14 protein-coding genes are annotated in these 17,619 nt (G+C 69.7%); 6 read left to right on the top strand and 8 right to left on the bottom strand.

Annotated elements, in window-relative coordinates; all coding sequences use genetic code 11:
• Window positions 1–115 precede the first annotated feature (115 nt).
• The 6 genes from HY049_15820 to HY049_15845 are packed head-to-tail and all read left to right on the top strand — an operon-like array spanning window position 116 to window position 7,056.
• Entirely contained in the window at window positions 116–3,094 is a 2,979-nt protein-coding gene (locus tag HY049_15820) for an ATP-binding protein (GenBank protein ID MBI3450369.1), read from the top strand.
• Entirely contained in the window at window positions 3,091–3,717 is a 627-nt protein-coding gene (locus tag HY049_15825) for a response regulator transcription factor (protein ID MBI3450370.1), read from the top strand. The genes HY049_15820 and HY049_15825 overlap by 4 nt, the downstream gene beginning before the upstream one ends.
• Before the next feature lie 59 nt (window positions 3,718–3,776).
• The gene (locus HY049_15830) at window positions 3,777–4,028 is read left to right on the top strand and encodes a helix-turn-helix transcriptional regulator (GenBank protein ID MBI3450371.1); all 252 of its coding nucleotides are present in this window, start codon (window positions 3,777–3,779) and stop codon (window positions 4,026–4,028) included.
• A 51-nt stretch (window positions 4,029–4,079) separates the two neighbouring features.
• A complete protein-coding gene (locus tag HY049_15835) occupies window positions 4,080–5,060 on the top strand; it encodes a hypothetical protein (GenBank protein ID MBI3450372.1) in 981 nt (326 codons plus the stop codon).
• 9 nt (window positions 5,061–5,069) lie between these two features.
• The gene (locus HY049_15840; GenBank protein ID MBI3450373.1) at window positions 5,070–5,867 is read left to right on the top strand and encodes a hypothetical protein; all 798 of its coding nucleotides are present in this window, start codon (window positions 5,070–5,072) and stop codon (window positions 5,865–5,867) included.
• A 10-nt stretch (window positions 5,868–5,877) separates the two neighbouring features.
• Entirely contained in the window at window positions 5,878–7,056 is a 1,179-nt protein-coding gene (locus tag HY049_15845) for a pyridoxal phosphate-dependent aminotransferase (GenBank protein MBI3450374.1), read from the top strand.
• Between the two features lie 4 nt (window positions 7,057–7,060).
• Here HY049_15845 and HY049_15850 read toward each other — a convergent pair whose 3' ends face one another.
• From HY049_15850 to HY049_15885, 8 genes are all read right to left on the bottom strand, one after another.
• The gene (locus HY049_15850; GenBank protein ID MBI3450375.1) at window positions 7,061–10,351 is read right to left on the bottom strand and encodes a PD40 domain-containing protein; all 3,291 of its coding nucleotides are present in this window, start codon (window positions 10,349–10,351) and stop codon (window positions 7,061–7,063) included.
• Between the two features lie 99 nt (window positions 10,352–10,450).
• Entirely contained in the window at window positions 10,451–12,205 is a 1,755-nt protein-coding gene (locus HY049_15855) for a bifunctional sulfate adenylyltransferase/adenylylsulfate kinase (protein ID MBI3450376.1), read from the bottom strand.
• A gap of 17 nt (window positions 12,206–12,222) precedes the next feature.
• Window positions 12,223–13,290, bottom strand: a complete 1,068-nt coding sequence (locus HY049_15860; GenBank protein ID MBI3450377.1) for a glycosyltransferase — start codon at window positions 13,288–13,290, stop codon at window positions 12,223–12,225.
• Window positions 13,287–14,534 carry a DegT/DnrJ/EryC1/StrS family aminotransferase gene (locus HY049_15865; protein ID MBI3450378.1) on the bottom strand — a complete coding sequence of 416 codons (1,248 nt, stop codon included), beginning with the start codon at window positions 14,532–14,534 and terminating at the stop codon, window positions 13,287–13,289. The genes HY049_15860 and HY049_15865 overlap by 4 nt, the downstream gene beginning before the upstream one ends.
• The gene (locus HY049_15870; GenBank protein MBI3450379.1) at window positions 14,519–15,226 is read right to left on the bottom strand and encodes a WbqC family protein; all 708 of its coding nucleotides are present in this window, start codon (window positions 15,224–15,226) and stop codon (window positions 14,519–14,521) included. The genes HY049_15865 and HY049_15870 overlap by 16 nt, the downstream gene beginning before the upstream one ends.
• The gene (locus HY049_15875) at window positions 15,223–16,053 is read right to left on the bottom strand and encodes a sulfotransferase (protein ID MBI3450380.1); all 831 of its coding nucleotides are present in this window, start codon (window positions 16,051–16,053) and stop codon (window positions 15,223–15,225) included. The genes HY049_15870 and HY049_15875 overlap by 4 nt, the downstream gene beginning before the upstream one ends.
• The gene (locus HY049_15880) at window positions 16,050–16,781 is read right to left on the bottom strand and encodes a class I SAM-dependent methyltransferase (GenBank protein MBI3450381.1); all 732 of its coding nucleotides are present in this window, start codon (window positions 16,779–16,781) and stop codon (window positions 16,050–16,052) included. The genes HY049_15875 and HY049_15880 overlap by 4 nt, the downstream gene beginning before the upstream one ends.
• A 290-nt stretch (window positions 16,782–17,071) precedes the next feature.
• Window positions 17,072–17,506, bottom strand: coding sequence for a hypothetical protein (locus HY049_15885; protein MBI3450382.1), 435 nt, complete (start codon window positions 17,504–17,506; stop codon window positions 17,072–17,074).
• Window positions 17,507–17,619 lie beyond the last annotated feature (113 nt).

Consider the following 17,619-nt stretch of genomic DNA (forward strand, 5'->3'; position numbering starts at 1 on the left):
CAGGCGCGTTTCGAGCGGGGCCACTCGCGAGGCGCGGAGGTTACGCCAAGAGAGTCGCCCCGCGATAGGGGCGCGGGGCTTTCCGCCCCGCCCGCCCCGTGTCAGGATGCGCGCGATGCGCCCCCGAACCCTCGCCGCCTTCGCCTCCCTCGCGTTCGCGATCGGCGCCGCCCGCGGAGCCGCCACGGGGGTCCCCGCCCCCGGATACAATCTCCGAACGTGGGGGACCGACGACGGACTCCCGAGCGACGCCGTCATCGACCTGGCCCAGACCCCCGACGGGTATCTGTGGGCCGGCACGAACGCCGGCCTCGCGCGTTTCGACGGCGTGCGCTTCACCGTCTTCGATCGGCGCAACACGCCGGAGTTGCCGAGCGATCAGTGCGGGCCTCTGCTCGTGACGAAGGAGGGGCTGCTGTGGATCGGGGCCATGGGCGGAGCGATCGCGCGCTACGACGGGCGTCGGTTCACGACCTTCGGCCGCGCCGAGGGGTCGAAGTTTGAGTACGCGACTTACTTCCTATCCGATGCCGCGGGACGCCTGTGGATCGGAACGAATGACCTGTTGCACATGTGGGACGGATCGAGGTTTCGGACCTTTCCCGCCGAGGGCGCCGATGCGCTTCCCCGCGGAGTGCCCGTGATCGAGCGACCCAAAGGGTCGATCTGGGTTCGCGGGCTCAACGGTCGCCTGCGCTTCGTGCGGGACGGCGCCGTGGTCGACGCAGGGCCGGAGGAATCCCGCGTGACCTCAGGACTCACGGGCGGAGTCGCGCGCCCGGCTCGAGGGCGCGGCGAGACCATCCTATGGATCCAGAACCAGCCGGTGCGCATCACGAAGGCGTCGAACGGGAAGCTCGAGTCCTTCGACGTCAACGCTCGAACTCCCACCGACCAGATCACCGGAGCCGTCGAGACGACGCGAGGGGAACTCTGGGTCGGTCTGCGCGAGAGCGGCATCCGGGTGATCGAGGGGGGCGCGGTTTCCGTAATCGGTGAGGTCGACGGCCTGCCCTCGGGGCGGATCAACGGGCTCCTCGAGGATCGCGAGGGAAACATCTGGGCCGGCACGAGCGGCGGCCTCACTCGCATCCGCCCGCGCCCCTTCTCGAGCTGGACGGGGGCGACGGGCCTCCCGGAGGAAAAGACGTGGGCGATTTTCGAGGATCATCGGGGCGACATCTGGGCCGGCACCGAGACGATCGCCGAGCGGTACCACGGCGGCGCGTGGATTCGATACTCGAAGAGCGACGGACTGCCGGGCGCAGGCGTCGTGAGCTTCGCCGAGGATCGCGACGGGCTCGTCTGGATCGGCACGACGTCCGGCCTCGCCAGCTTCGATGGATTCCGCTTCACCCGCTACGGCGTCGCCGACGGCCTGCCGCACGACAACATCCGGGCCCTCATGGTCGATCGTGAGGGGCGCTTGTGGATCGGCACGAGCGCAGGCGGGGCGGCGGTCCGCGAGAACGGCATGTTCCGTGCCTATGGCCCGAAGGACGGCCTCGCCGGAAACTGGGTCCGGTTCATTCACGAGGACGCTTCAGGAGACATCTGGTTCGCGACGACGTCCGGGGTGAGCCGCCTTCACGCCGGCGCGTTCACGACGTTCACCACGAAGGACGGCCTCGCCGATGATCGGGTCCTCGCGATCGCGGAGGACGGCGACGGGGGAGTGTGGTTCGGGACGTACCGGGAGGGCCTCTCGCGTTACCGCGACGGGCGGTTCACCACTGTCTCGACGGCTCAGGGGCTCTTCGACGACACGATCCTCCGCATCCTCGAGGACTCGAGCCGAAGGTGGTGGATGTCGAGCGCCCGCGGCGTCTTTCGCGTCGACGTGAAGGCGCTCGAGGAGGTCGCCGACGGCCGCGCGCGGCGCCTGGTGAGCGTCGCCTTCGACCGAGCGGACGGCCTGCCGACGACCGACTGCGGCGGCGGCACGCAGCCGTCGGGGTGGCGCGCTCGTGACGGGAGCCTCTGGTTTCCCACGAGCCGCGGCCTCGCCGTCGTCGATCCGTCGCGCGTCCGCGCGAACGAAGTCCCACCGCACGTTCTTCTTGAGGAGGTGCTCCTGGATCAGGCTCGCGCGCCGGAGCCGTCGGCGGTGAAGGTCCCCGCGGGGACTCGCCGCGTCGAGCTGCACTTCACCGCGACGAGCCTGTCCGCGCCGGATCGGGTGCGCTTCAGGTACCGGCTCGAGGGGTTCGACCCCGACTGGATCGACGCGGGCTCCCGGCGCGTGGCCTACTACACGGGGCTGCGCCCCGCGTCGTACAAGTTTCGCGTCGCGGCCGCCAACGAGTCGGGAGTCCCGAGCGAATCCGAGGCGACGGCCGACGTGACGGTGCTCCCGTTCTTCTACGAGACCGCCTGGTTCTATTTCTTCTGCGCCGCCCTCGCCGCGGCGGCCGCCTTCGCCGCATACCGGTACCGCGTCCGCCAGATCGAGGCGCGCTACGGCGCCGTCGTCGCGGAGCGCGAGAGGATCGCGCGCGAGCTCCACGACACGATCGCGCAGGGGTTCACCGGCGTCTCGATGCAGCTCGAGGCGGCCGCCTCTCGCCTCGCCGATCTCCCCGACAGCGCGCGCGAGAACCTCGACCGCGCCCGCCTCCTCGTGCGGAGCAGCCTCGCCGATGCGCGCCGGTCCGTCCGCGACCTGCGGCCGAACCTCCTGGAGTCGGCCGATCTCCCTGCGTCGCTCAGGGCGGTCGCCTCGGAGCTTACCGCCGGGACCGATGTCCGGGCGGAGGTGACGGCCCGGGGCTTTCGGGGCCGGCTGGCCCCCCGGATCGAGGACGCCCTCTTCCGGATCGGCCAGGAGGCGATGACCAACGCCATCCGCCACGGCCGGTGCCGCCACCTGCGCGTCGAGTTGAGCGCGGAGGGAGGACGTGCGACGCTGGCGGTCAGGGATGATGGCGCGGGGTTCGACCCCGCGGCCACGCCCCCCGGGTCGGGGATGACGGGGATGCGGGAGCGGATGCGCCGGATCGGCGGGGAGATTCGATTCGAGAGCCGTCCGGGAGCCGGGACGACGATCGAGGCCGCGGTGCCTCTCGGCCGCGGCGGCGCGGCGGACGAGACGTGATCGCCGGGCCGAAGATCCGCGTCCTCGTGGCGGACGATCATCCGGTCTTCCGGGACGGCATCCGGGCGATCGTGAACGCGGAAAGCGACCTCGAGGTCGTTGCCGAGGCGTCGGACGGGCGCGACGCGGTAGCGAAGTTCAAGGAGCATCGCCCCGAGGTCGTCCTGATGGACCTGCGCATGCCCGGGCTCGAAGGGGCGGACGCCATCGCCGCGATCCTGAGGGTCGCCCCCGATGCGCGCATCCTCGTGCTCACCACCTTCGACGGCGACGAGGACATCCATCGAGCCCTGCGGCTCGGCGCGAAGGCGTACCTCCTCAAGGACGCCTTTCGCGAGGAGATCCTCGAGGCGATTCGAGCGGTGCACGCCGGGAAGAAATACATCCCGCCGGCCGTCGCCGCGTGTCTCGCAGAGCGCCCGATCGGCCGGGATCTCACCGTTCGCGAGATCGACGTCCTCGAGCTGATCGCCCAGGGGCTCAGCAACAAAGAGATCGGAGGCTCGCTCGAGATCTCCGAGGCGACGGTAAAGAGCCACGTCAACAGCATCCTCGCGAAGCTCGGCGCGCCGGATCGGACATCGGCCGCTCTCATGGGAATGAGGCGCGGCCTCATTCGTTAGCCCTCCCTCCAACTTCCGGCCGATGCCCCGCCGCCGGCGCGAGGCGTACCTTTCGCGCCATGCGTCGAACCACGGTGAGCCCCCGGGAGTCGCAGATCCTCGCCGAGGTCGGCCGAGGCCGCACGAACCGGGAGATCGCCGCGACCTTCACGATCTCGGAAGGGACCGTGAAGAGCCACCTCCACCGCGTCTTCAAGAAGCTCGGCGTCACCCGGCGCGCCGACGCGGTCCGCGTCCACCTCTCCTCCATCGAAAGTTGGAGATTCCGATCCACCGATCGGCCGATGTCCCGCCCCCGAGGCGCGTCGTAAGTTCCCGCGCACGAGACACGCGCGGCACCGGCGAAGAGGGAGGAGACGACGATGAGGACGATCCAGGTGAATTCGAGGCGGAGCTGGCTCGCGGGGACGACGCTCGCGATGCTCGCGGCCGCGCCGCTCTTCGCGGGGGCGTTCTTCGAGGAGGAGCTGGGGAACGATCCGGCGAAGATCGCCGACCGCGTCAAGATCGATCTGATGAACGGCGGGAAGGGGAGCGACAGCGGCCGGGGACAGGCCCCCTACATGAAGGCGCTCGGCGCGCCGCCGAAGCGCGTCGCCCTCGTCTCTTTCTACGTCCGCGACTCGGGGAACTCGGAGAAGCACCCGTACATGGGGTGGAGCTCGGCGAAGAACGTGAAGGCGAACGCCGTCGACACCTACGCGAACGAGTTCTACGACGCCTCGATCGCGGGAATGAAGGCGTCGTTCAAGGCGCACGGGATGGATCTCCTCGCTCCCGATCAATTCCTCGACACGCCGGACAAGAAGCAGGCGTACGAGGCCTTCGAGGTCAAGGCCGGCGCGACGGCGAGGTTCGTCACGTGGATCTCGAAGAAGGGGGACAAGGACTCGACGCGGCTCGAGGGGGTCCCTGAAGGGTACCGGCTGCTCGCCCTCCCGTCGGAGAACGACACGAAGTCCAATCACTTCGGCCTCCTCGCGAAGGGAGGGGACGGGAAGCTCTTCGAGAGCGTCGGCCACGATCTCGCGACAGGTCTCGGCGTCGACGCCGTCGCCTTCCTCTACGCCATCGTCCAGGCCCAGTCGAAGTCGATCGACATGCTCGGCGCGTACATGTACGTTTTCGGCCCGAACCCCGTGAAGCGCGACGACGACCCGAGCCTCTACTGGAACGGGCACCAGTACTCGGGGGCGAAGATGAAGTTCGAGGTCTCGTTCGTGAAGACCGATCGGAAGGGGGTCGCCAACGACGCCGACTTCGCCGGTTTCGCCCCCGTGGCCAAGGCCTTGTCCGACGCGATCGGCGACGATCTCGTCGCCCGCACGAGCGGGAAGGATTGAGGCGAGGCGATGAGAAGTCTTTTCCGCGCGCTGACCGCGGCGCTCGTTCTCCTCCTCGTCGCCTCCCCTTCGCTCGCGAAGTCGAAGCACGAGGACGACGAGCCGGACCTGACCGGCAGCTACGCGATCACGAAGGCTCAGATCCCCTCGGTGGGAGAGTTCACGGGAACCCTGGAGATCAAGCAGGGGAAGCGGCTCGGCGACAAGAAGCACGGGATGATCATGTGGGACCTCACGTGGAAGATCGCGGGGTCGGATCGGACGATCCACGGCTTCGGCGTCATGATCAACGACGCGCTGATCGCGGCGTACGGACCCGGCGACGACTACGGCCTCTCCGTCTACTACAAGATCCCGCGCGGCGGCCGCCAGGAGTGGATGATCGCGGACGACACGCTCGAGGGGATGTGGTTCAACCCGAAGGGGTTCATGGGGGAGGAGGGGCTCCGCGGATCGCTCGAGTCGTGGGACGGCGCGTACCGGCTGCACGGCCACACGAGCGGATCGGACGGCCCGTCGCATCCGTACGACGGCAAGGTCGAGATGACGACCGACGATGTCCTCGTCCACATGCGCTGGACCGGGACGTACCGCAAGGGAATCGACAAGCCCTTCGCGTACGACGCCCTGGGCCTCGCGATCCCCGGCGGCCTCCTCGTCGCCGCGTGGGGGCCCGAGAAGGAGATCGCCGTCGGCACCTTCCTCTTCGAGGGGAAGGAACTGACCGGCATCCACGCGGAATCGGGGGGGACGGGGATGCAGAAGCTCACGATTCCCGACGACGTGGCGGCGCGTCGGGTGCGATAATGCGCCCCCTATGGGCTTCCTCCGCTACGTCCCCCCGATGGGGATCTACGAGACGCTCTACGCCTTCCTCGCGGCCTTCGGCACGCCCATGGGAGATCCGGGGACGCATCCTTGGAGCCAGGGGTTTCCCCGGACCGACCAACTCCCGGGCGGACCGCCGCTTCCTCCGTCGGTTGAAGTTCCTCAGGCTGATCTGAAGTACCCGAAGGCCTGGGGTCAGCCGGCGCTCCGCGAGGCGATCGCGGGATACTATCGGCGGCACTACGGCGCTTCGATCGTCGCCGACAACGTCATGGTTTTCGCGGGGGGACGCCCTGCTCTTCTCGCGGTCCTCCTCTTCCTCGAGCGCGACGTCACAGTGCGGATCGCCGAGACGGAGTACACGCCGTACTACGACATGCTCGAGAGGCTGGGGCGCCGCTATTCCCTCGTGCCGAGCGGGGAGGGGAACGGATTCACGCCGTCGCTGCCGTGGTACGTCGCTCCCGACGTCGAGCGCTTCCTCGCGATGCTCAGCAATCCGTGCAACCCCACCGGGGTGACGCGCTCCGGCGAGGAGCTTCGGGCGCTGGTCGAGGCGTCGCGCTCCCCGCACAGCGGGGTTCTGATCGACGAGGCGTACGAGCTGTTCCACGAGCCGCCGGTGAGCGCTCTGGCCTACGCCGGCGACATCGAGTCGACGAACCTCTTCGTCGTCGGCGCGGCGACGAAGGGGCTCCAGGCCCCGGGGATCCGGATCGGCTGGGTCGTTGCGGCTCGCAAGCACATCGAGATCCTCGGGAACTTCTCGTCGTTCGGGATGGGAGGGGTCTCGCAGCCGTCACAGGCCTACGCGGTGGAGCTGCTCCGCGAGGATCGCGTGGCGCTGGCGCGCCGTGCGGTGCCGGCGTACTACGCGTCGCAGCGTCGCCGGTATGGCGAAGCGTTCGAGAAGCTGGGTCTCAAGCTTTTCACCGGTTCGGGTGGCTTCTACCACTGGTGCCGGCTGCCGCGCGGGCTTCGGGCGGAGGAATTGAACCGGCGCCTCTTCGCGAAGGGAGCGGCGATCCTCAAGGGCACCGACTGCGATATGGCGCGCCGCGGCGAGGCGTCGCCTCTCGCGGAGTTCTTCCGGTTCTCTTTCGGGCCGCTCGCGCAGAAGTCGTTCGAGGGGGATGTGGAGATCCTGAAGTCGGCGCTCGCCGACTGACGGCCTACCTGACGGCCCTCTTCAGCTCCTCCTTCAGCACCTCCACCGCTTTCTCGATCTGCGCGTCCCGCCCCGCGAGGAAATCCGCCGGCGTGTTGTCCACTGCGACGTCCGGCGGCACGCCGAAGTTCTCGAGGTTCGTGCCGCCGACGTTCCAGAGGCCGTTCCCGGGAGTGCGAAGCGTCGAGCCGTCCATCAGGCGGAAGGCCCCCGTCCCGATCACCGCGCCGTACGTCGTCACGCCGACGACCTTCCCGAGCTTCACCGTCCTGAAGCCGTCCGGGAAAACCTCCGCGTCGCTCGTCGAGCGCTCGTTCTCCATCACGACCATGGGTCCGAAGAATCCTCGCTGCGGCCGCGTCATCGTGCCGGAGTCGCGCTGCCGCGTAAATTGGAACTGGCGCTGCTGCAGGATCTCGAGAAGCTCCTGGTCGATCCCGCCCCCCGGGTTGAATCGCTGATCGATGATGAGCGCCTTCTTGAAGTGATTGTCGGCGAGATCCCGCTCGAACTTCCGGAGGGCCGGCCGGTTCATCTGGCGGATGTGGAGATACCCAATCTCGCCTCCCGAGAGCTTCTCGACCATCTTCGTCCGATCGTCGACCCACTTCTCGTACTGCATCGTCGCGTAGCCGGCCGCCCCCGCCGGCTCGACGCGCGTCGTCCACGACCCCTCGAGCGCGGGCGTTGAATTTAAGGTCAGCTCGATCTTCCGCCCCGCCGCGGTGCCGAAGGCGCGCCAATAGTTGTCGCCCGCCTTCAGCGGGAGGCCGTCGATCGCGAGAAGGAAGTCGCCGGCCTTCACCTTCACGTAGTCCTTGTCGGCCGGGCCACGCGCGTAGACGAAGGAGACTTTGTAGTAGCCGGAGGGATCCGCGGCGAGCTCGAAGCCGGGAAAGCGCGTCCGCACCGCCCCCGGGTCCGCCTCACCGCCGCCGCTGATCCCGTTGTGCGAGGCGTTCAGCTCGCCGAGCATCTCGCTGATCAGATCCTGGAGGTCCTGCCGATCTCCCACGTCGCCGAGGATCGCCTCGTAGCGGTCATGGACCGCGTTCCAGTCGGCGCCGTGCATCTCCGGGTCGTAGAAGCGGTGCCGCATGACGCGCCATGCCTCGTTGAAGACCTGCCGGCGCTCCTTCTCGTGATCGATCTCGACGCGGGCGGTGAAGTTGACGCGCTTGCGGACGGGGTCGCTGGTCCTTGCGCCGGGGCCGGAGGCTTCACTCGCCGCTCCGATCGACCAGATCCCTCGACCCTCGCGGAAGAAGATCGTCTTCCCGTCTTTCGAGTACTGAAGGGAGGAGATTCCCTGGCCGCCTGCGTCCGGCGCCCCCTCCGCGTCGGGATCGGGGGGCTCGGACTGGGTGAGGCGGCGGAGCTGATCGCCGTTGTCCTGGATCGTGTAGAGGGTCGTCTGCGGCCGCTCGTCGGCCTCGCCCGCCGCGACGAACGCGTAGCTCTTCCCGTCGGGGGCGGGGACGGCCGTGGTGATCGAGTCCGAGATCTTGGTGATCTGCCGGAAGCGGCGCGGAAGGCCTTCCCAGTCGATCTTCACCTCGGGCATCGCCGTCTGCGCGGCGCCCCGGTCCCCCTTCGCCTTCGACTCCGCCGCCGCGGCGGCCCCGGCCTCCTCGTCGTCGATGTCGCGGCTGAGGGAATCCTTCTCCTCGCGCGCGAGGGAGACGCTGTACAGGGCCGCGTGGTCGTCGCGCACCCCGGCGGCCGCTCCCTGCACGAAGCCGCCGAGGAAGATCTGGCGCTTCCCGTCGGCGGTGAAGCGCGCCACGCTGCTGGAAAAGAGGACGTCGTCGTCGAGCGCGCGCTCGGCGCCGCCGGCGACAGGGACGATGAAGACGTGGGGCCTCAGGTCGCGGTCGATCTTCGTGTACGAGATCCAGCGGGAGTCGGGGGAGACCTCGGGGCTCTGGATCGCGGCGGTGTCCGAGGAGGCAACCTCACGGCTCTGTCCCCCCGCGACGTCGAGGACGTAGAGCTTGTGGTCTGACGACGCGTAGGCGAGCGACTTCGAGTCGGGGGCCCACGTGAGGGCCGACTTCTCCGTGTCGGCGTCGGTGAGCACTCGCGGGCCGCCGCCGTCCTCCGCCGAGACCCAGATCTCGTCGCGCCCCGACTGGTCGCTCACGTACGCGATCCATTTCCCGTCGGGGGACCACCGGGGGATCGTCTCGCGCGAAGCCGAGCGCGTGACGCGCGCCGTCGTCCCCTTCTCCGTGGCGATGGTGAGGATCTCGCCGCGGGCCGAGATGGCCGCTCGCCTCGTGGAAGGGGAGAGGTCGAAGGCGTCGGCCTCGTCCTTCTGGGCGACGATCTCGATCTCGTTCTCCTTCGAGTCGGAGTCGATCGCGATCTTGATCTCGGCCGTGCGCCCGCTCGTCGTGTCGAGCCTGTAAAGAGCGAACCCCTGCTCGTAGACGATGGCCTTCCCGTCGGGGGAGATTGACGGGAAGAAGAGGCCTCCCGACGCATGGTGCGTGACCTGGACGGGCTTGCCGCCCGCGGCGGGAATCTTCCAGATGTTCGCGACCGACTTCATCACCTCGCGCGAGCCGGGCTTCGCGACGGTCTCGCGGTCGGAGACGAAGAAGATCTCGCCGTTCCCGAAGAGAGGCCACAGATTGTTCGCGCGCTCGGACTCCATGACGTCGGCGTCGAGGAGCTTTCGAAAGGTCTTGCGATCCGCGTCCATCGTCCAGAGGTCGGCGGCGTAGCTCCCGCGGTAGTGCTGCCGCCACCAGGAGGCGGGGTGGCGGTTGAAGGCGAGCGTCTTCCCGTCCGGCGACCAGCTCCCGAAGGATCCCCAGTCGGTCGGCACCATCTGCTCGAGGCCGCCGTCCACGGAGACCTCGTAGAGGTTGGGGATGCCGGGGAACATCGCGCCGCGAGCCGACGAGAAGAGGACTCGTCGCGAGTCGCGCGACCAGCCGACGACGGTGTCGTTCGCGCTGTGGAAGGTGATCTGGCGCGCCTCGCCGCCTCCGGCCGGGATGACGAAGACGTCGAAGTTCCCGTAGCGGTCCGACGAGAAGGCGATCCACCTCCCGTCGGGGGAGAAGCGCGGGTAGACGTCGCGCGCCGTGTGGACCGTGAGCCGCCTCGCTCCCGAGCCGTCCTCGGCCGCGAGCCAGAGATCGCCGAGGTAGCTGAAGACGATCTTCCCGTCGCGGATGTCGGGGTGCCGCGCGTTGCGGATCGTCCCGGCGCCGGCCAGCGGGAAAGAGACGGTCCAGAGGACGAGGATGGCGAAAGCGCGGACGAAGGCGCGTCGGATCGGCATGGGATCCCCCCGGGTGTTCCGTCGGAAGCTCGCGAGACGCGCGAGTCTACGCCGGGGGGCGGTCGCGGTCCAACGGACGCCACGCTCCTCGAGAGGGGATCACCGCACCGCGAGCGACTCCGTCTTCACCGCCGGCTCCGTCCGCACGGTGCGGGTGGCGGCATATCCACGGAGCTCGAGAAGCGCGCAGATCCGGCCGACGCAACCGGCCGGCGTCAGGCGATCCGTGTCGAGGACGAGGTCGGCCTCGCCCGGCGGCTCGTACGGATCGGAGACGCCCGTGAACGCGGGGAGCGTTCCGGCCCGCGCCTTCGCGTAGAGCCCCTTCGGATCGCGCCGCTCGCACGTTTCGATCGACGTCGCCACGTGCACGAGGAAGAAGCCGCCTTCGGCCTCGATCATCGAGCGAACTTCCACTCGCGCGGCGTCGTAGGGGGCGATAGGGGCGCAGACGGCGATCCCGCCGTGCCGCGTCACCTCGGAGGCGACGTAGCCGATCCTGAGGACGTTGAGATCGCGGTGCTCGCGGGAGAATCCAAGCTCCGACGACAGGTGCCGGCGGACGAGGTCTCCATCGAGGAGCGTGATGCGCCGGCTGCCCGACTCCATCAGCCGCGCGACGAGCGCGCGGGCGATCGTCGACTTGCCCGAGGCGGACAGCCCCGTGAAGAAGACGGTGAACCCCTGACGATCGAGCGGAGGGTGCCGGTGCCTCAGCTCGCGGGCGACCTCGGGGTAAGTGAACCACTCGGGGATCTCGTCGCCTGCGGCGAGCCGGCGGCGGAGATCGGTCCCCGAGAGCCTGAGCGCGGTCGCGCCGATCGGCACCGCGCCGTCGGCGACGAAAGCGTTCGTCTCCTTCACGTAAACCATTTCGTCAAAAGCTACCATCCCGACGCCGAGCTCGGCCTCGTGCTTCTCGACCAGCCGCTGTGCGTCGTACGGACCGTAGAAGGGGCGCCCGGCCTCGTCGACGCCGGGGCCGGCGTGATCGCGTCCGACGATCAGGTGCGTGCAGCCGTAGTTGCGCCGGATGATCGCGTGAAAGAGCGCCTCGCGCGGCCCCGCCATGCGCATCGCCAGCGGGAGAAGCGAAAGGAGCGCCGAACCCTCGGGGTAGCGCGGGAGCAGCCGCTCGTAGCATCGCGTCCGGGTGAAGTGGTCGATGTCGCCGGGTCGCGTCATGCCGACGGCCGGATGGATGACGAGCCCGCCGTCGACCTCGAGGGCCGCCCGGCGCGTGATCTCGAAGTGCGCGCGGTGCATCGGGTTGCGAGTCTGGAACGCGACGACCCGGCGCCAGCTTCGGGAGCGGATCTCGCGGCGCAGCGACTCCGGCGTATGGCGTAGCGGGACGAAGTCGTCGTGGACGGGGAGGCGGATCCCCTCGACGAGCCCGCCGACGTAACAGGGATGGCTGTGCCGCAGGAGGTGGCGGGCCCCCGGGTGCGCCAGGCTCGTGGTTCCGCACACGGCCCCGGCCTCGAGCTCGCGATCGGCGCGCCAGAGCTCCTGCACGTGGAGAATCGCCAGCAGCAGCCCTTCCGGATCCCGAAGGCACAGGGGCCTCCCCGGGATGAGGGCCTTCGCCAGATCGGACGGGACGTCGAGCGTCACGGGGATCGGCCACAGGAGTCCCGAGGCGAGGCGGCCGGACTCGCACACCGACGCGACGTCGTCGCGCCCCATGAACCCCGTGAGGGGGGAGAGCGCGCCGTTCATCAGGAGCTCGAGGTCGCAGATCTGGCGCGGAGTGAGCGCCCACGATGGCCAGTCCCGCGATGCCGACAGGATCTCCTTCGCGCGCTTCCCGTCGGCGAGCAGCTGGACGAGCGTTCCCCCGTACGCCTCGATGGCGTCCCCGGTCTCTCTCACGCCCCCTCCGCATGGGCGCGGGTCGGATGGTGCAGCGCCCTCGATCTTCTCAGCTCGGATTCCGCCAGCGGCCGCTCACCCAGCGCGTAGAGCAGGCGCGCCCGGGCCTCGACGATCCACGCGTCGCGCGGCTCCCGCTCGGCCGCGACGGTGAAGAGCCAGTAGGCGCGGTTCAGGTCGCCGCGATCGATCGCCTCGGCCGCCTCCGTGATCGCGACGACGACCTGGTCCGCGTGCCAGGGCTTGATGCCGAGAGGCTCCGCCTCGATGCGGCGCGGCGCCGATCCGTCGAAGAGGCCCGTCCCCCGGGCGAGCGACGCGACGCGATCCCACGCCGCCGCCCCTTCCGCCGCGTATCCCGGACGCCGCTGCATCTGGCCGGGATGGATGCGCAGCGAGCTGAGGGTGTCGGCGAGGTAGATGGCGTCCCCCTTCGACAGGAGGTGAGCCCACATCGTCACGTCCCCGTTCGCGAGGCACGGCTCCCCCGCGAAGGAGAGGATGTGCGGCCGCGCGTCCGCCAGGTCCCGGCGGCGGAACATCGCGGCGCTCGGGCCCCCGATGAAGTTCGAGCGATTCCCGATCATGAAGGCGGCCGCGGATCTCCCGTCGAGGGTGCTGTCGATCCCGACCGGCCGCGCGTTGTCCCGGTCGTCGGGCAGGTGGCCGCCTTCCGCGTCGATGCGGCGCCAGTGAGAGGTCACGAGGGTGGTTGCGGGAAAGGCGTCGAGGCACGCGGCCATGCGGCGCACGCAGTCGGCGTCGAGGAGATCGTCGTCGTTGAGGAACTTGACGAGCGAGCCGCGCGCCCGGGCGAAGCACGCCATCCGGTTCGCCGGGCCGCCGAGCGCCGGCCGGTTCCGCGCGTACGCGATGCGACGATCCGTCGCGGAGGCGGACTCCGTCACCCGGCGGATTTCGTCGCCGGGGGAGTCGTCGCCGACGACGATCTCGAGATCGTCGCGCGTCTGTTCACGCGCGCTGGTGAGGGCCGCCTCGTAGAACTCGGGCTTGAAGGCCGTGATGATCACGCTGACGCTCGGTGTCGCAGGACCTGCCGTCATCCAATAGCCTCCTGCGCCAGGAGCGGCGCGGAAAGTGAAAGCCGCCTCGCGATCGTCCCGGCCTGCGCCGGGGCGCGCGCGACGAGGCGCGCGATGACCGCGATGTCGCCCGCCGCGACGTCCTGGCCGGTGGGGAAGCAGAGAAGCCGTTCGCTGAGCCGTTCGGTGACCGGGAGCGGGCGCCGCGGGCGGGGGGCCTCGCTCGCGTACGGGGCCATGCGGTGGCACCCGGGATGGAAGTAGCGCCGGGCGAGGACGTTGTCCGCGTGGAGCACCGCGACGAGGTCGTCGCGGCTCAAACCGAACCGTCGGGCGTCCACCTCCGCCACGACGTACTGGAAGTTTCCCGCCTCGTTCTCGTCGAAGGGGATCACGGAGATCCCCGGAATCGCGCCGAGGGCGCGCTCGTACCATGCGTGGTTGAGGCGGTTGTGGGAGACGAACGCGTCGAAGCTCTCCAGCGCGGTGAGCCCCATGGCCGCGGAGATCTCCGACATCTTCGCGTTGGTGCCCACGACCCGCACGTCGTCGTAGCCGGCGAATCCGAAATTCGCGAGGAGGCGCAGGCGCGCGGCGAGCGCGTCGTCGTTCGTGGTGATGGCCCCTCCCTCGAACGACTGCACGACCTTGGTCGCGTGGAACGAGAAGACCTCGGCGGCGCCGAACCCTCCGATGGGCCGCCCGCCGAGCGTGCAGCCGAACGCGTGAGCCGCGTCGAAGAGGAGGGCGAGATCGTGGCGCTTCGCGATCGCCGCGAGGGCGCCCACGTCGCACGGCCTCCCCCACAGATGGACGCCGAGGATCGCGGAGGTCCGCGGCGTGACGCGCGATTCGGCGCTCGCGGGATCGAGGTTGTGCGTCGTCTCGTCGACGTCGGCGAAGACGGGGGTCAGCCCCTGCCAGCGCATCGCATGCGCGGTCGCGACGAAGGTGAGGGACGGCACGATGACCTCCCCCGTCAGGCCGAGGGCGCGGGCGAGGACCTCGAGGGCCACGGTCGCGTTGGCGGTCGCCACGCAGTGCCTCACGTCGACGCGCGCGGCGATGGCGCTCTCGAACTCCCGGAGGTACGGGCCGTGGTTCGTGAGGATCTTGCGATCGAGGATCGATTCGACCCTCGAGAGGAAACGGGCGCGATCCCCGAGGTTTGGACGGCCCACGTGGACGGGGCTCGCGAACGCCGGGGGGCCGCCGAGAATCGCGAGATCCGGCGCGCGCCGCCTCGCCGTCACCCTCGGCTCCATTCCAGGAGATACCGCCTGACCGACTCGGGCCGATTCCACATCAGGACGTCGACGATCGAGAGGCCGGGCACGAACCCGTACCCCTCGCACCGATAGGGCATGTTCCGGAACTCGCGGATCGTGAGAGCGATCCCGCGATCGGCGAAGCGCGCGGGGTCGAACAGGTGACGCCCCCCGGGCGGGTTCACGTACTCGTCGGCGCCGAGCGCCGACGCGATCTCGAGCGCCCAGTCGCCGGGGCCCGGTTCGGCGGGGAGGTCGATCGCCATCTCCGAGAAGAAGCGCCGGTCGAAGCGGATTCCGAGCAGGCGGCAGATCTCGTCGAGGATCGCGACGTTGGTGCGCGCGAGGGAGGCGTCTCCCGGGGCGAGACAGCGGTCGACGATCGCCATCGTCTCGCGGAAGTACGGCGCGCGCTTCCGGTAGTGCCCGAGCTGCGCGAGGAGGCGTCGGCGCCAGGCCGGCTCCGGGCTGACCTCGACGTCGCGGATCGCGGCGGCGCGGTCATGCTTTCTCACCGGGGCGATGACGTACTGCCAGCCGTCCGACGGGTGGAGAACCCGGTTGCGGTTGACCCAGCCGTGGCGGATGTACTGCGGCGTGTCGAAGACCACCCAGGCGTCGGTGTGGCAGATCAGATCGAAGTATCCGAGATAGGGGAAGAAGTACGGCTGCATGATCCCGAGCCTCACGAGAGGAACTCCGCGAGGTCCGTTCCCGCGATCTCGCTCCGGATCGCCTCCTGGATCTCGGGGCTCAGCTCCCCCCGCCACCGGTCCTTCACCCCGGGGTGCTTGAAGACCGCGTGCGTGTCGGCCATGTGACGCGATTGGCTTTCCTCGACGAACGACTCTGTCTGCGCCGTCCAGGGGAGATCGAGGAACCGGAGGAGGCGGCGGCTCTCTTCGACGGCGTTCCCGACGAGATCCTCGTAGCGGATGACGAGGACCCGGCCGGGGTGGCGCCGCGCGAGATCGAGATGGAGGCGCGTCACCGACATCCAGTCCTCGAACCCCCAGAACTCCTCGGGTGCGGTCTTGCGGCACCTCCCGGTGCGCCACTCGGCGGAGGGGTCGGAGCCGGTCGGGAACTCCTTCGGCGTCGTCAGCCACGAGTGGATCGCACCGCAAGGGTGCCGCACGATCGCGACGAGGCGGGCGCACTCGAAGAGCTCGAGAAGCCTCCCGAGGACCTGGTGGTAGCGCGTGTCCTTGATCGCGAGGACGCGCGGCGCCTCGTCCTTGAGGGCGAAGACCGGGTAGCGCCCCGCCTCCCGCTGGTAGGTCTGGCTCATGAACCGGTCCTCGCGCTCGTAAGCTCCGCGGAGAACCTCCTCCCATGCGGCCCGGGGCGACCGCTCGCCCGCGGCATTCTTGAAGGCGTACGAGAAGAGAGGCGAGAGCCGGAACCGCACGTCGGGGCTGCTGTCGACGATCTGGCTCAGCCAGGATGTGCCCGACCGGGGCATCCCCATGAGAAGCGCGATCCGCTCGAAGGGAAGACGGCGCGGAGCGCTCATGCCGCCCCCGCGCCGAGGCGTCCGGGCCTGACGCGCACCGCGAGAAGGTCGAACCGGTAGTGCGCGGTGTGGAGGGCGCGGGGCTGATCGAGGATGGCGCAGCTCCACCCCGCCGATTCGAGCGCGGCCCACACCATCTCGCGCTCCCACCACGTTCCGATGGCGTCGCGCCCGGCGATCCGCCGCAGCGTCGCGACCAGCCGCCGCCGGGGCGTGTCGTGGAAGCGCGAGCGGCGCGCGCGATCCGGGACGCTGCCCATGAAGAGCCGCGCGCCGGGGGCGACGAGCCTCGCGATGCCGGCGAGCAGCGCGGCCAGATCGTGTGGCGCGAAGTGCTGGAGCGCTTCGTAGATCAGGACCTTGGTGAAGGGGCCTCCGGTGGAGGTGGCGAGCTGGGGGAGCTCGAGCGCCGAGAGCTGGTGGTACCTCAGGTTCGGCTGCGCGTGATCCTCCTCCGCGACGCGAAGCAGCGCGACGGAAGAGTCGATGCCGACGGCCTCCCGGCATCGCGCGGCGAGCCGCGAGGTCAGCACCCCGTTGCCGCAGCAGAGGTCGAGCAGCGCGTCGTCGCTCGTGAGCTGCAGCGCGTTGTCGATCACATTCAGAATCGTCTCGAACTGGCGCGGGGAGATCGGCTCACCCGCGACGGTCTTGCCGACCTGCCGCAGGTGGTCGTGGCGCGGGAATCGCGCAGGGAACTCCTCCCAGTGCTTCACCCAGTTCGTCATCGATCGTCTCGCCGACCTTCGCGCGCTCATCCGCCGGCGATTCCGTGCTGATGGCGCGGCGCAGGACCGTGGCGCCGAGCGAGCCCATCTCGATCGGCGGGACACGAGACAGCAAGGCATGTGCCGGAGGGAAGCGCTCGCCGCGAAGCGCGGTGCGGCGTGGGTTCCCCGGGGAGGAGCCATGGGGATGCGGCGGCCGGGCGTCGCCCGCTATCGGTTTCCCGACGCCCCGCATGCGTCCCCGGAAAGATTCCAGATCGATCCTCGCGCGGAGGCCGGGTCGGGGGAGATCAGGGCTCGGGGGAGGGTTCGGCCAGCGGGATCGTCACGAGCTCGGGGTCCCGCGCGGTCACCTCGCCGGCCGCGACGTGGCGGAGCCTGACCAGGATCGTGTACGGGCCGCCCGCGGCGTCCGGCGGAAAGCGGAACGAGCCGACGTAGCGGCCGTCGGCCGTCTCGCGCATCGGGCTTCGCTCGACGATGCCCGGCTGGATGTCGAATGTGGCGGCGAGCCCCGGATCCCCGAGCATGGCCACCTCGACGATGGCGGCGCCTCCGCCGGGCCGCAGGTCCTCGAGGACGTGCGTGACCTCCGCGATCTTCGGGCGCTCGTAGAGAATGGTCGCGGAGACCTCCATCACCATCCTCTTCCCGGCGCATCCGGTCGCGAGGAGCCCCGCGGCGAGGCCGAGGGCCAGGGGCATTCGAGAGATCCTGCGTCGCATCGATGTCTCCTCGGCGCCGTGAAGCCCCGCGTCGCGATGCGCGAGCCGGGCGAGGCGACATGATGCGCGATGAGGGCGGCGACGCGCAACCGGAGCGTCGTGATCACGCGCGG

This window comes from Acidobacteriota bacterium, assembly GCA_016195325.1.
In the GTDB taxonomy this organism is placed as follows: domain Bacteria; phylum Acidobacteriota; class Polarisedimenticolia; order JACPZX01; family JACPZX01; genus JACPZX01.